At 62.2% G+C, this 13048-nt stretch carries 11 protein-coding genes; 4 read left to right on the top strand and 7 right to left on the bottom strand.

Annotated elements, in window-relative coordinates:
* Positions 1-192: 192 nt before the first annotated feature.
* Complete coding sequence (locus tag B7Y43_RS13910) at positions 193-1680, top strand: lipopolysaccharide biosynthesis protein (protein WP_374132266.1); 1488 nt, start codon at positions 193-195, stop codon at positions 1678-1680.
* 11 nt (positions 1681-1691) lie between these two features.
* Here B7Y43_RS13910 and B7Y43_RS13915 read toward each other — a convergent pair whose 3' ends face one another.
* Entirely contained in the window at positions 1692-2120 is a 429-nt protein-coding gene (locus B7Y43_RS13915; protein ID WP_374132267.1) for a CBS domain-containing protein, read from the bottom strand.
* Positions 2121-2203: 83 nt separating this feature from the next.
* On the opposite strand from B7Y43_RS13915, the gene B7Y43_RS13920 reads away from it, so the two are divergent.
* Positions 2204-2482, top strand: a complete 279-nt coding sequence (locus tag B7Y43_RS13920) for a hypothetical protein (protein WP_374132268.1) — start codon at positions 2204-2206, stop codon at positions 2480-2482.
* A 43-nt stretch (positions 2483-2525) separates the two neighbouring features.
* Here B7Y43_RS13920 and B7Y43_RS13925 read toward each other — a convergent pair whose 3' ends face one another.
* The 6 genes from B7Y43_RS13925 to hisS all read right to left on the bottom strand — a co-directional run bounded on the left by B7Y43_RS13925 (position 2526) and on the right by hisS (position 10190).
* A complete protein-coding gene (locus B7Y43_RS13925) occupies positions 2526-4046 on the bottom strand; it encodes a DUF4139 domain-containing protein (protein ID WP_374132269.1) in 1521 nt (506 codons plus the stop codon).
* 5 nt (positions 4047-4051) lie between these two features.
* Positions 4052-5518, bottom strand: a complete 1467-nt coding sequence (locus B7Y43_RS13930) for a DUF4139 domain-containing protein (protein WP_374132270.1) — start codon at positions 5516-5518, stop codon at positions 4052-4054.
* A 109-nt stretch (positions 5519-5627) separates the two neighbouring features.
* Positions 5628-6590 carry a DUF4167 domain-containing protein gene (locus tag B7Y43_RS13935; protein ID WP_374132271.1) on the bottom strand — a complete coding sequence of 321 codons (963 nt, stop codon included), beginning with the start codon at positions 6588-6590 and terminating at the stop codon, positions 5628-5630.
* Positions 6591-6768: 178 nt separating this feature from the next.
* The gene (prmC, locus tag B7Y43_RS13940) at positions 6769-7608 is read right to left on the bottom strand and encodes a HemK/PrmC family methyltransferase (RefSeq protein ID WP_374132272.1); all 840 of its coding nucleotides are present in this window, start codon (positions 7606-7608) and stop codon (positions 6769-6771) included.
* Positions 7609-7836: 228 nt separating this feature from the next.
* Positions 7837-8916 carry a peptide chain release factor 1 gene (gene prfA, locus B7Y43_RS13945; protein WP_374132273.1) on the bottom strand — a complete coding sequence of 360 codons (1080 nt, stop codon included), beginning with the start codon at positions 8914-8916 and terminating at the stop codon, positions 7837-7839.
* Positions 8913-10190, bottom strand: coding sequence for a histidine--tRNA ligase (hisS, locus tag B7Y43_RS13950; RefSeq protein ID WP_374132274.1), 1278 nt, complete (start codon positions 10188-10190; stop codon positions 8913-8915). Before hisS ends, prfA begins: the two co-directional genes overlap by 4 nt.
* Positions 10191-10407: 217 nt before the next feature.
* On the opposite strand from hisS, the gene B7Y43_RS13955 reads away from it, so the two are divergent.
* Together B7Y43_RS13955 and B7Y43_RS13960 are read left to right on the top strand one after the other, a co-directional pair.
* Positions 10408-11052, top strand: a complete 645-nt coding sequence (locus B7Y43_RS13955; protein WP_374132275.1) for a DUF1345 domain-containing protein — start codon at positions 10408-10410, stop codon at positions 11050-11052.
* Between the two features lie 76 nt (positions 11053-11128).
* Positions 11129-13033 (top strand): M61 family metallopeptidase, encoded by a 1905-nt coding sequence (locus B7Y43_RS13960; RefSeq protein WP_374132276.1) that lies wholly within the window; start codon positions 11129-11131, stop codon positions 13031-13033.
* The last annotated feature ends 15 nt before the right edge of the window (positions 13034-13048 follow it).

Here is a 13048-nt window from a genome sequence, read left to right on the forward strand (position 1 = left end):
GCGGGCTAGCGCCGAAGATTTGGTGACTGCAGAAGCGAACCGTGTGGTTCGTCGCTGCGGTGGAGTGGCTTATATGGGGGGCTCCAACAGCCGTCAACGGGTTTTTGCAATTTTCTTACAAACAGGGCTGTAGCCCGCAGAAATGCTGGAGTTTACCGGTCCGAAAGGTCCTTGGGTGCATAGCCTGCAACCATGGAATCGCTGCATTTGACCGAGAATCGCGAGTCGGACTCGCTCGCCGATCAGGTGCGAAACGCCATTATCTGGCGTTCGGGCAGCCAGATCATCGCGCAGCTGGTGCAATGGGGCGCGACTTTCCTGGTGATTCGCATCCTCGCCCCCGCTGATTACGGCTTGTTCGCCATGACGCAGGTGGTGATTCTGTTTCTCAACATGCTCAACGGCTATGGGCTGGCGAGCGGATTGATCCAGCAGAGCGACGTGACCGAACGCCAGATTCGCCAGCTGTTCGGCATGATGCTGATCGTCAACGCCGTGCTCGCCACGGTGCAGCTGCTGCTCGCCCCCGTAGCGGCGGACTATTATCGTCAGCCAATTGTCGGGCAGATGTTGCAGGTCCAGGCGCTGCTCTATCTGACCACGCCGTTCATGGCGCTCGCTTATGCGCTGCTCTCGCGCTCCATGGATTTCCGGGCGCAGGCCAAGGTCAACATCTATGCGTCGATCGCCAGTGCGAGTGCGGCGCTGGGCGGCGCGCTCGCGGGCATGGGGGTGTGGACCTTGGTGGTCGCCCCGCTGGTGATGTTCATGGTGCGCGCCATCGGGATGACGGTGGTGGCACGATCGTTTATCTGGCCAGTGTTCGATTTTCGCGGCGCAGGGCATCTTGCGCGCTATGGCGGGCTGATGGCGATCGGCCAGCTCTTCTGGTTCGTCGAAAGCCAGGCCGACGTGTTCATCGCTGGCCGCAGCCTCGACCCGCATTGGCTGGGCATCTACACCACCAGCCTGTTCCTCACCCAGATCTTCGTGTCGAAAGTGGTGCCCCCGCTGAATGAGGTCGCCTTTTCAGCCTATGCCCGGCTCCAGCATGACAGCGAAGCCGTCGCTAATGCGTTTGCGCGCAGTATCCGCGTTATCATGACGGCGGCGCTGCCCTTTTATGTCGGGCTCGCCGTGACGGCCGAACCGCTGGTGCTGACAATGCTTGGTGCCAAATGGGCAGAAGCAGTACCGATCGTTCGCCTGCTTGCCTGCGCGATGCCGCTGCTGACATTGCAAGTGCTGCTCCCCCCCGCCTGCGATGCCAAAGGAAGACCGGGGATCAGCGTGCAAAATGGCGCAACCGGCGCGGTGTTGCTCACCATCGCCTATCTGGTCGGCATCAACTGGGGCGTGATTGGCCTCGCCACGTCATGGCTGGTCGCCTATCCCGTCTATCTCAGCATCAGCCTATGGCGGTCGCTGCCAGTGATCGGCGTGTCGGCCCGCGCGCTGCTGGGTTCGATCATGCCGCCGATGATGGCCGCGCTCGGCATGGGGCTGGTTGTCGCGATGATCGCCGCTGCCCTGCCACCGCTACCGGTTGCCTTGCGGCTGATCATTTTGGTGGCAACCGGGTCGATCGTCTATGTCGGCTGGCTCGGCGTGTTTGCCAAAGGGCTGATCGGAGAGATCGTGACGATCGTCCGCCGACAGCCCCTCCCCGCCGCCGTCTAAACGCCAATTACTCAGGCAGTCTGAATGTAATCGCGCATGGCGGCCGCATCAGCCTCGATTCTGTCGATTCGGTATTTGACGAGATCACCGATCGAAACGACGCCGATGATTCGCCCGGCCTCGATCACCGGCAAATGCCGGATGCGCCGCCGCGTCATCAGCGACAGCGCGCCCATCACCGAATCGCCGGAGCTAACGGTGATGGCAGGTGCGGTCATCACATCGCCGACCTTGCGCGTCAGCGCGTCCGCGCCGTGGCTTTCGAGCGCGTGGATCACGTCGCGCTCCGAAAAGATGCCGACAACGCTGGGCCCGTCCATCACCGGCACGGCACCGACTCGGCGTTGCGCCAGCAGACTTGCTGCCTCCATCACGCTTTGATGCGCGGTGACCGAAATGACTTCACGGCCCTTGTTTCCCAGAATCGCTGCAATCGTCATGTCTGTGTCCTCTCTACCGAGCGCTCGCTTGGGCGAGTCTGTCTGGGGTTGAGACTCCCACGTTTTCAGGCCAATTGAAAGCGATGCAACATTTACCCCCCGGACTCGACGATCCCGATTATGCCGCCTTTGCTTGGGCGCGCTACCGAATGATCATGCGCTGGATGGCGCTCGCCACCGTCGTCATCGTGGGCGGCGCGGTTTTGCTGCTCGATTTCGTCTATGGGCCCTTGTCCTGGGTGGCGATTGCCGCCGCGATTGGGGGCTTTGGCGGCACGGTGATGCTGGCGGCCGCCCTGATGGGGCTGGTGTTCCTCAGCTCGGGCAGCGGGCATGACGAACGCGTCAAGGATATCGACTAAGTCTTTATCGGTTTGATCTGAGGCCAGCTTTCCGAACCGCGCTCTAGCGGTTCTGGCGGATGGTGTAATCGAGTGTCGCAGTGCCATTGGCCGGCACGCTGACCGCCCAGAGCGCCTTGCCATCCCGCCTGCCGAGTGTGGCCGATGCGGTCATCCGCCCGTCGGTGGGGGCGAACTTCGCCTCATAGGCGATCGGCCAGGGATTGGCGTTGGTGACGGTCAGCCGGTAACCCACTCTGCGTCCCTTGCGGATTACCTCGTCGGTATCGGCGGTTACACTCGGGCTTTGTCCCAGCTTGAACTCGATATCCTCGCCAATCGCCTTGTCATCGGTGGCGCTTTCGCCAACCAGGATGGGGCGCCCGCCCACCGCCTCGAACACCGCCGCGCGGCCGGCGGGAAGTGGCAGGCCGAGCCCAGCCTCGCGCCGATTCTTCGCGCGAATCGTCATGATGGGGTCATCGACATCATAGGCATCGACATCGCTTGCATAGACGATCGCGACTTGCACGGACTCCTTCGAGAGCAGGCCGACCTGCTTTTGCGCCCTCGATGCGACGGTGACGGGGTCAGCGATACGATAGAGCTTGAAGTCGCCCAGCTCCTCCTGCGCGACCTTGCGCGTGCCCGACACAATGATGTCTTCGCTAGCGCGCTCTGCCATCGCCATCATGGCGGGAGCGGGCGGCGGCGGTGGCGGCGGTGGGGCGAACGCATAACGCACCCGGCGCGCGCCCGCGGTCGGCCAGCATTTCAAGCTGAGCGACCCCGACCCGAAATCACCAAAGCTAGGCGTCGATTCGCGGTTCGGTTTGCCCGCGATCACTTGGGTGCCCGCCTGTGCAAAGCTCGTCACGTCGCTTGATGCCAGCGTCACCCAGGCGAAGATATCGGCGCGCGCGCCGCCCGGCGCCAGGCGGATGACATAATCGGCCTGCCAGTCAAATCCGCCAGCGAGATACGACAACGTGATCGTCGATGTGCTCGCCACAACGCTGTCGACTTCGATCGATAGCGTCGGCTTGGCCGACAGCCCTTCGGGCACGCCCTCGTAAAGGATCGTTTCTGGCAGCCCACTGCAGCGCAGCGCCTCCACCCCGCCACCCGTCTGTACAACCGCCGCGCCGCCCACACCCGAGCGAATCGTCGCCTGTTCTTCGCTAACCTTGCCGCTCACCTTGTTGGTGCGGCGGATGATGACGCGGCGACCAAGCGCACGATCGTACAGACTGCGCGCCGACAGCAGATCGGCATCGAGATTTTTCTCGCGCACACCCTGTGCCAGCCCGGCGATGATCGCGCTCTCGGGAAAGATATTGCCCGCGACGCCCTCGAACCGGATCGTCGTCCGCCCGGCCGGCAGCGTCACCGTGCGCGTTTCAGTGATCAGCGCATAGCCATCGGGACTGCTGCGATCGATCGCCTCATCCGCATCGCGATAAGGCGCGCGATACACGGTCACCGACACTTTCTCGGGCCCGGCCGACGTCACGAGCTGTTGCGCGGCGGCGGGCACCGTCCCCGCCGACACGATCAAGGCAGCGAGGGCCAACAGCCCGCGCATGCCAGTCAATACCGGGTGTCGATGGAAACGGTCAGCACCGTCTCGCCATTGGCGGGCACCGGCACATGCCACACCCGCTCATCAAGCGAGCGCTGTTCGCCGGGCAGGCTCTCCACAGGCACGCGCGTATCGTGCCAATAGCTATCGAGCCCCGCCTGCGTCACATCCACCGTCACCGCCTCAGGCCGGGCATTGGTGACGCGGTAGCTCATCGTCGTGCGGTAATAAGTCACGCTGCGCTCGATCTCGATCACGCGCGGCGTGCCGCCATCGCGGGTGATGCGGTATTTGCCGGTGCGCTCCCATTCGTCGCTCAGGATCTTCTCGCGCTTTTCGACCGTCGGCTTGACCTTGACGTCAAACGCCTCGCCGGTCTTGATCGCCAGCGTCGATCCCATCGGCGTGTGGCCGATGCTGTTCTCGCCGATGAACTGCGGCTGGCCCTTGGCATCGCGGACATAGACCCGCACCGTGCCCGCCGGCAGCGCATCGCCCAACCCGCCCGATTTTGCACTTGAGAAGCTCAGCACGGTATCGACGCTCTGCGGGTCGTTCTGCCCCTGCTGCCAATCATTGCGGTAAGCATAGATTTTGCGCGCCGGCACCGCGTTGACGCTCAGAAAGCTGACCTGCTTTTGCTGGTTCGCCGCAAGCGTGGTCCGCGCGCCAAGTGGATAGAGATAGAAATCCCCCAGCCGCGCGCGGTCCGCCGTTTCGGTGCCGGCGCGGGTGCCCGGCGCATAGCTGCTCCGCCCGCGATTATCGCTGCCGGGGTTGCCCGCCACCAGCACGGTATCGGCATTGGTAAAGCGCGTGCCGCCATTATTCTGCAGCGTCACCCAGCCCTGCACATCGATGACGCTCTTCGCCTCATCAAACAGCGCAACATAATCCGCGCTCCAGTTAAAGCCGCCGGTCAAATAGCTGATCGTTACCGGGCGCGTCCCCGCCGCCTGCGTATCGAGCGTCACCGACAGCGTTGGCCGCGCGCGCAGATTGGGCGGCAGCGAATCGAACACCACCCGCACCGGCAGGCCATCATCGCGCAATATCTCGATCCGGTTGCCGATCTGCAGCACGACGCCACCATTGGACGCAAGCACCCTGGCCTGCTCGCGCGTCTCCGCCCCCGTCGCCGGATTGGTGCGGACGATCGTTATCACCTGCCCGACCGCCTTTTCCATCAAGGCCGACGGGCTCAGCAGATCATAATCGTAATTTTGTTCGACGATCGTCGTGCCCGCCGCACTCAGCCGCACGGTCGCGGGGCGGATTTGCGTCGACACATCGGCAAAGTCCTGGCGCGATACGCCCGCGGGCAAGTTCAGCTGGCGCGTATCCTGCACCAGCGCCACGTCATTGCTGTAAATGGTGACCGCGACATCGCCCTGCGCCGATTTCTCGGGCGCGGTCTGGGCGCTACTCGCAACCGGAAGCAGCGTTAGCGTCGTCAAGACCAACCACCGCATCATCCGTCTCCCGTCCTTTTCAGACAAAAGACATGCTAGGCGCGTGAGTCCTGCGGTCAACCACCTATATCGCCCCGGCGGCGCGGTTTTGCGCCGCCGGAGATGTCGGTGATTATTCGGCGGCGCTGGTCTCGCTGGTTGCAACGCGGCGACGACGACGCGGCTTTTCCTCGGCGGCAGGCGCATCATCATCGGCGATCACCGCCGATACACTCAGCGACGGCGGCAGACGATCAGCATCGAAGCCGCCTTCATCGCTACCACGTGGGGCGGCATCAGCGGCAACCGGCGTGCGGCGCGGCCGACCCCGACGCGGACGATCGGCTTCAGCTTCAACCGGTGCGGCCGCCGCCTGATCAATCTGCGGTACAGGCTCGGCGACGATATCGGCCTGATAGCGGCGCGGCTGACGCTCGGCACCATTATCGCGGGGCGTGCTATCGCGGGGATTAGGATCGCGGGGGCTATTGTCGCGCCGGGCATAGCCCTCCCGCGGACCAGCATCCCGGTTCTGATCGCGATTCTGATCCCGGCCATTGGCGCGGTTGCCCGCATCACGGTTGCCGTTCTCGCGATTACCGCCCTCACGATTACCGCCCTCACGACCAACGGCGTCGCGATTGCCCGCTTCCCGATTGCCGTTACGATCGCCATCACGGTTGCCGTTGCGATCGCCGCGATCCCCACGATCATTACCGCGATCGGCCTGATAGGGATCGACCCGATCATCGGCCATGCTGTCGCTATTGCCGTCGAAATCCTCATCATCGCCATCATCGAACTGGTCGTTCGCGTTGCGGCGTGGCTGGCTTTCTTCAAAGCGGGAGCGGGTTTCGGCGAGTACGCGGAAATAATGATCAGCAAATTGCAGATAATATTCGGTGTTGACGCGGTCGCCCTGCATTTGGGCATCGCGCGCCAGCGTCTTGTATTTTTCAAGCAACTGCGCCGCATTACCGCGCGCGCGATTGTCGATGCGATTGCCACTTTCGGGCCCGCGCCCCGGATTGCCACCACCTTGTGAGCGTTGCCCACCGCGACCGCGACGGCGGCCGGCTTGACGATTGTTGATCAAGTCCTGTTGTCCTCGTGCCTTAAATTCAAAACCGGCGTCGCTCCGTAGATGCGGATGCATGGGAACCGGGCAACTGCCCGTTTTCAACAAGTTAGGTTGAAAACGCGTGCCCCTGCTCTGTCAATAGCGGGAGAAGTTGCTTTCTCCAAGCAGAATTATGTGACGTTTCCTTTGCTGATCAGGAAAGAATGATGGCGCGCGGCCGCCCGCCAAGGTCATACGCCACCCGCGCGGCCAGCCCTACCGCCCCGGCCAGCGCCGTCACGGCATCGGCTTGGGTGTGGCCAATCTCGATGACGGCGATTCCGCCTGGCTCTAGCAACCGCGGCAAGGCGGGGATGATCACCCGGTAAGCGTCCAGTCCATCGGCCCCAGCGAATAGCGCCCCGGCCGGTTCATGCGCCTGCACCTCGGGCGGCAGCAGCTCACCCGTGCCGATATAGGGCGGGTTGGCCAGCACCAGATCGAACCGCTGGTTGATCGCCGCCACCCAGTCACCAGACTGGAACCAGTCGCCCGGCTGCAAAACCGCGCGGTCCGCCAGGCCTAGGCGGCGCGCATTGTCGGCTGCCATTGTCAGCGCCTCCGCCGAACAATCCACACCCAGCCCTGTCGCGCCCGGCCATTGATCAAGCGCCGCCAGCAACAGCGTGCCCGGCCCCGTGCCAAGATCAAGGATCGTCGCCGGGCCAGTGGCCCCAAAATGCTCAAGTGCCGCCTCGATCAGCGTTTCGCTGTCCGCACGCGGCACCAGCGCGCCAGGCCCCACGACCAGATCGATCGTCCAGAAAGCGCGGGTGCCGGTGATATAGGCAACCGGCTCATGGGTAAGGCGCCGGGCGAGCAGGGCTTGGAATGCCGGCGGTGCGGGATCGTCGAGGCGGCGGAGCAGCAGGTCTTCGCGGGTGGTGCCCAGGGCGTGCGCCATCAAGAGTTCGGCGTCGAGCCGCGGCGTTTCACTGACGGTGGCGAAGTCGGCGGTAGCCGACGCAAGGGCTTGGCGCGTGGATTTCATCATTGATTCACGCAAAAGCGCATCGGCGCAGAGAAAGGGAAGTAGGTTGGTTTGCGCGGAGGCGCGGAGATGCAGCGAATGCGGTGACGTTCAGGAGACATAGCCAATGTATGATGAAGCGCTACCGCGCTTGTTCTTATCTTCTCCGCGTCTCCGCGTCTCCGCGCGAACAAATCTTTTTTCTTCGTCGCCTCGCACCTTCGCGTAAGCATCGCCTTTCCCTTGACCGCCCTACGCATCCAGCGTCGCTAGCCGCTCCGCTTCATCCTCGGCGATCAGCGCGCCGATCAAATCGTCCATGTCGCCCTGCAGGATTTCCGGCAGGCGGTGCAGCGTCAGGTTGATCCGGTGATCGGTCACCCGCCCTTGCGGGTAATTATAAGTGCGGATGCGTTCCGATCGATCGCCCGAACCAACCATGGATTTGCGCGCGCCCGCCCGCTCAGCATGCAGCCGCTCGCGCTCAGCCTCATACAGCCGGGTGCGCAGCACCTTCATCGCCTTGGCCTTGTTCTTGTGCTGCGATTTTTCGTCCTGCTGGATCACAGTCAGCCCGGTCGGGATATGGACGATCCGCACCGCGCTATCGGTGGTGTTGACGGATTGCCCGCCCGGCCCCGACGAGCGGTAGATGTCGATCCGCAGATCCTTGTCGTCGATCTTGACGTCGACCTCCTCCGCCTCGGGCAAAACCGCAACCGTCGCGGCAGAGGTGTGGATGCGCCCGCCCGCCTCAGTCGCTGGCACACGCTGGACCCGGTGGACGCCGCTTTCGAACTTCATCCGCGCAAACACGCCCTGTCCGTTCACGCTGGCGATCACTTCCTTATAGCCGCCAAGCTCAGCCGGGCTGGCTGAGATCAGCTCCACGCGCCAGCCATGCGTGTCGGCATAACGCTGATACATGCGAAACAGATCGCCCGCGAACAACGCTGCCTCATCGCCGCCCGTGCCCGCACGAATTTCCAGCATCGCCGCGCGCTCATCGGCCGCATCGCGCGGCAACAGCGCCAGCGCCAGATGCCGTTCGGCTTCGGGCAGGCGTGCTTTGATGTCGGCGATTTCGTCGCGTGCCATTTCGCGAATATCGCCGTCACTATCGGGCGCTTCGGCAAGCCCGGCCAGCACCTCCAGCTCAGCCCGCAACCGCCGCACCTCGCACGCCGCTTTCACGACAGGCTCAAGTTCGGCATATTCCTTCGACACCGCAACGAAGCGGTCGGACGGCAAATCACCCGTCGCCATCAACGCCTGGAGCTCATCCCGGCGCGCGGCAATCTGCGCAATGCGTTCGGGGGAGATGATGGTCATCGCGTCGTGCCGCGATAAAAGCCATCAACGCCAAGAGCCTGACTGACGGCGTAAGCTGTAGACCAAAGACCAGCGTCGTCCTGTCCGAAATAGGTCAGGTGGATATCGGCTCCGGTTAGGACTTTCGGCGATCGAACGTACAAAATACCAGAAGCGCCGCTCTTCCTAGCTAACTCGGAGCCTCGCTTAGCGTTGCCACGATAAGCCATTGTTGTGGCGATCCCGTGCCTCCGTAGGCGAGCCGCAATTGACCAAGCTTCGGCTACAAACTCAGGCTTGTCGGCCACGATTGCCAGCGGTGCTTCCACAGTCGGCTCATCCACCAACATCGCAAGCCGCTCAATCCCCGCCGCCCAGCCAACGCCTGCCGTCGGGTTTCCGCCCAAACTCTCGATCAGCCCGTCATAGCGGCCACCGCCAAGCACGGTCCCTTGAGCGCCCAACCGGTCAGTGACGAATTCGAACGCGGTGTGGCGGTAATAGTCCAGCCCGCGCACTAGCGTGTCGTTGCGCGTCCAAGCGACACCAGCCGCGTCGAGCCCCTTGGTCACGCTCTCAAAAAACGCGCCCGCCTCGCTCGTCAGATACGCATCGATCCCCGGCGCGCTGTCGGCGATCGGGCGGTCGCGCGGGTCCTTCGAATCCAAAATCCGCATCGGGTTTTTGTCGAGCCGCGCCAGGCTGTCCTCTGAAAGGTCGCCGCGATGTGCCTCGAAATGGGCGATCAGCGCCGCGCGCCACGCCTCGCGCGTTTCGGTATCGCCCAGCGTGTTGAGCTGCAGCGTCACCCCGTCCGATATCCCCAGCTCACGGATCAGCTGATCGGCGAACACCAGCAATTCGACATCGGCGGCAGGCTCATCCGCGCCGATGATCTCCGCATCAATCTGGTGGAATTGCCGATACCGCCCCTTTTGCGGGCGCTCGTACCGGAACAATGGCCCGTGGGTAACGATCTTCAGCGGCGTATATTGCTGCCAGCCCTCGGTCAGGAAAGCGCGCGCGATGCCGGCGGTGAATTCGGGGCGCAGCGTGATCGAATCACCACCGCGATCCTCAAAGGTGTACATCTCTTTTGAGACGACATCGGTCGTTTCGCCCAGCGAGCGCGCAAACACGCCGGTGGCCTCAAACACCGGCAGTTCGACCCGCTGAAAACAATAGAGTTTTCGAACGCGCTCAAAGGCTTCGACCACATGCGCAAAGCGCCGTTGGTCGTCGCCGAAGATGTCCTGAGTGCCGCGAATGCGGTTGGGCGTTGCTGTCTTGGCCATTAATCGGCGGTGTCTAAGCGAGCGGAACGCCAAATGCCAGCGGCTGCGCGACGAAATTGGTAATTCAACCAAACTGTGCGCGGCACCCAGCGCAACATATGATCAGCCCTGGGCCAAATACTGTAGGTAAGCACCAGACTGTCATCAATCCGGGCATCGATTTGGGCATCAATCTGGGGGGATGTATCCTGTGTCGCGCTTGGGCTAGCACCAAGCGATGAATGATCAGCCCGAAACCATCCACCGTCAGCGCATTGTGCCGCCCCGGTTTCTGCTGTTCTGCGCGGCGCTGGCGATCGGGTTGGCGGCCCTAATCCCAATACTGGGGCCGGCGCTGGGCATGATGACGGCGTTTGATATCGCCGCTGGATTGTTCCTGGTCGTGGTCGTGCCGCTGCTCGACAGCAAAGCGAGCGAGATGCGCATCCACGCCCGGAACAATGATGCCAATCGCGCCGTATTGTTGGCGATCAGCCTGGTCGTGATGCTTGTCATTCTGGCATCGGTTGCCAGCGAAATGCCGTCGATGAAGAGCACGATCACGGTCGCTTTGGTGGTGGCTACGCTGGTGCTGTCCTGGCTGTTCTCGAACACGATCTGGGCGCTGCATTATGCCAATCTTTTCTACACCCACGACGACAAGGGCAACGACAAGGGCGGGCTGCGCTTTCCCGGCTGTGCGGAGCCCAATTACTGGGACTTCGCCTATTTCAGCTTCACGCTCGGCATGACCTTCCAAACATCGGACGTGGAAATCACACGAACGTCGATGCGCGGCCATGTCACAGCGCATTGCCTGGCTGCCTTTATCTTCAACATCGGCGTGCTCGCCTTTTCGATCAACGTATTGGGCGGCGGTTGAGGGGGTGGACGCTGGCGACAGGCGCTGCTTTAACGTCGGCCCGCCTGTGATTTCCATCCGCACCAAGGTTTCACTGATGATCCGCTTGCTTTCCCTTACCGCGATGTTGCTTGCCTCCACCGCAGCGCTTGCCGAAAATTCCAAGCCGCAGCCGGTGCCGATCGTCGACACGATCCCGGCGGCGCGCGACATTCCCTATCCGGGGACGATTACGCTGGCGATCGACGCGACCGATACCAAGCAAGGGGTTTTTCGCGTCAAGCAGCACATTCCGGTCGACAAGGCCGGGCCGATGGTGCTGCTGTTTCCCCAGTGGCTGCCGGGCAATCACCGGCCATCTGGCCAGCTAGAAAAGCTCGCCGGGCTGAAGATCAATGCAGGCGGCCAGCCGGTCGCCTGGACGCGCGACCCGGTCGATATGTTTGCCTTTCATGTCGATGTGCCGGCCGGAGCGGACGCGCTCGACATTGATCTGCAATTTCTGTCGGCGACCGCTGGCAATCAGGGCCGTGTGGTGATGACGCCCAATCTGATCAGCCTGCAATGGAATTCGATGTCGCTTTATCCGGCGGGCTATTTCACCCGCCAGATCCCGGTTGAGGCAAATGTCACCTATCCAGCGGGCTGGACGGCTGCTTCAGCGCTGAAAGCGACCGTCGCGGGGTCGGTCTATCGCTATGAAAAGACCAATTATGAAGTGCTGGTCGATTCACCCGTTGTGGCCGGGCGCTATTACAAGAAATTCGATCTGTCACCGCGCGTCGTGATCGATGCCTTTGCCGATGCGCCAGCGCAACTCGTCGCCAGTGAAGCGCAGGTTCAGGCGCACCGGAACATGGTCGATCAGGCGGTGAAGGTCTTTGGGGCGCAACATTATGATAGCTATCATTTCCTGTTCACGATCTCCGACGAACTCGGCGGAATCGGGCTCGAACATCACCGTTCCTCCGAAGATGGCGTGAAGTTGGGCTATTTTACCGACTGGGAAAACAGCACGCCCTCCCGCGATCTGCTCCCCCATGAATTTGCCCATAGCTGGAACGGCAAATTCCGTCGCGGCGCGGATTTGTGGACGCCTGATTTTCGCATGCCGATGCGCGGCAGCCTGTTGTGGGTGTATGAAGGCCAGACGCAATTCTGGGGCCATGTGCTGCAAGCGCGGGCCGGTCTGGTCAGCAAGCAGGATACGCTTGATAGCTATGCGCTGATTCTGGCTGGGCTCGATACCGCGCCTGCGCGGCAATGGCGGCCCCTGGTCGATACCACCAACGATCCGACCATCGCGGCGCGACGCCCCAAGGGCTGGACCAGCTGGCAACGCGCCGAGGATTATTACAATGAAGGGCTGCTGATCTGGATGGAAGTCGATTCCATGCTCCGTCAGCAGACGCGGGGCAAAAAATCGATCGACGATTTCGCGCGCGCTTTTTTTGGCATTAATGACGGCGATTGGGGCGAAGTGACCTACACGCTCGACGATGTCGTCGCCACGCTGAACGCCATTTCCCCCTATGACTGGAAGGGGTTCCTCACCCGCCGGACCACCGAGACCGGCGCACCGGCACCGACCGCCGGATTTGCGGCCAATGGCTATAAGCTGATCTATACCGAATCCCCGACCGGCTATTTCAAGGCCAATGAAAAGGATCGCAAGAACACCGATCTCAGCTATTCGCTTGGTCTGGTGATTGGCAAGGATGGGCAGATCACCAGCGTTATCTGGGACAGTATGGCCTTCAAGGCGGGGCTAAGCGTCAGCGATTCGATCACCGCTGTAAACGGCCTGACCTATTCGCCTGAAAAACTGAAGGAAGCGATCACCGCCGCCAAAACGAGTGACGCGCCGATTATCCTGCTGACCAAAAATGGCGATCGCATCAGTGAAACGCCAATCGACTATCATGGTGGTTTGCGATACCCGCGGCTCGAGAAAATCGGCACCGGAGAGGGTGGCCTCGATCGGCTTTTGGCAGCCAAGTAGGAAGAGTTAGACGTT

This window comes from Sphingomonas sp. 28-62-20 (assembly GCF_002281505.1).

Excerpts from the sequence above, each read along its gene's own strand:
- B7Y43_RS13960 (WP_374132276.1), top strand. The coding sequence starts at position 11,129 with ATGATCCGCTTGCTTTCCCTTACCGCGATGTTGCTTGCCTCCACCGCA.
- B7Y43_RS13930 (WP_374132270.1), bottom strand. The coding sequence starts at position 5,518 with ATGATGCGGTGGTTGGTCTTGACGACGCTAACGCTGCTTCCGGTTGCG.
- B7Y43_RS13925 (WP_374132269.1), bottom strand. The coding sequence starts at position 4,046 with ATGCGCGGGCTGTTGGCCCTCGCTGCCTTGATCGTGTCGGCGGGGACG.
- B7Y43_RS13955 (WP_374132275.1), top strand. The coding sequence starts at position 10,408 with ATGAATGATCAGCCCGAAACCATCCACCGTCAGCGCATTGTGCCGCCC.
- hisS (WP_374132274.1), bottom strand. The coding sequence starts at position 10,190 with ATGGCCAAGACAGCAACGCCCAACCGCATTCGCGGCACTCAGGACATC.
- prmC (WP_374132272.1), bottom strand. The coding sequence starts at position 7,608 with ATGATGAAATCCACGCGCCAAGCCCTTGCGTCGGCTACCGCCGACTTC.
- prfA (WP_374132273.1), bottom strand. The coding sequence starts at position 8,916 with ATGACCATCATCTCCCCCGAACGCATTGCGCAGATTGCCGCGCGCCGG.
- B7Y43_RS13920 (WP_374132268.1), top strand. The coding sequence starts at position 2,204 with ATGCAACATTTACCCCCCGGACTCGACGATCCCGATTATGCCGCCTTT.
- B7Y43_RS13915 (WP_374132267.1), bottom strand. The coding sequence starts at position 2,120 with ATGACGATTGCAGCGATTCTGGGAAACAAGGGCCGTGAAGTCATTTCG.
- B7Y43_RS13910 (WP_374132266.1), top strand. The coding sequence starts at position 193 with ATGGAATCGCTGCATTTGACCGAGAATCGCGAGTCGGACTCGCTCGCC.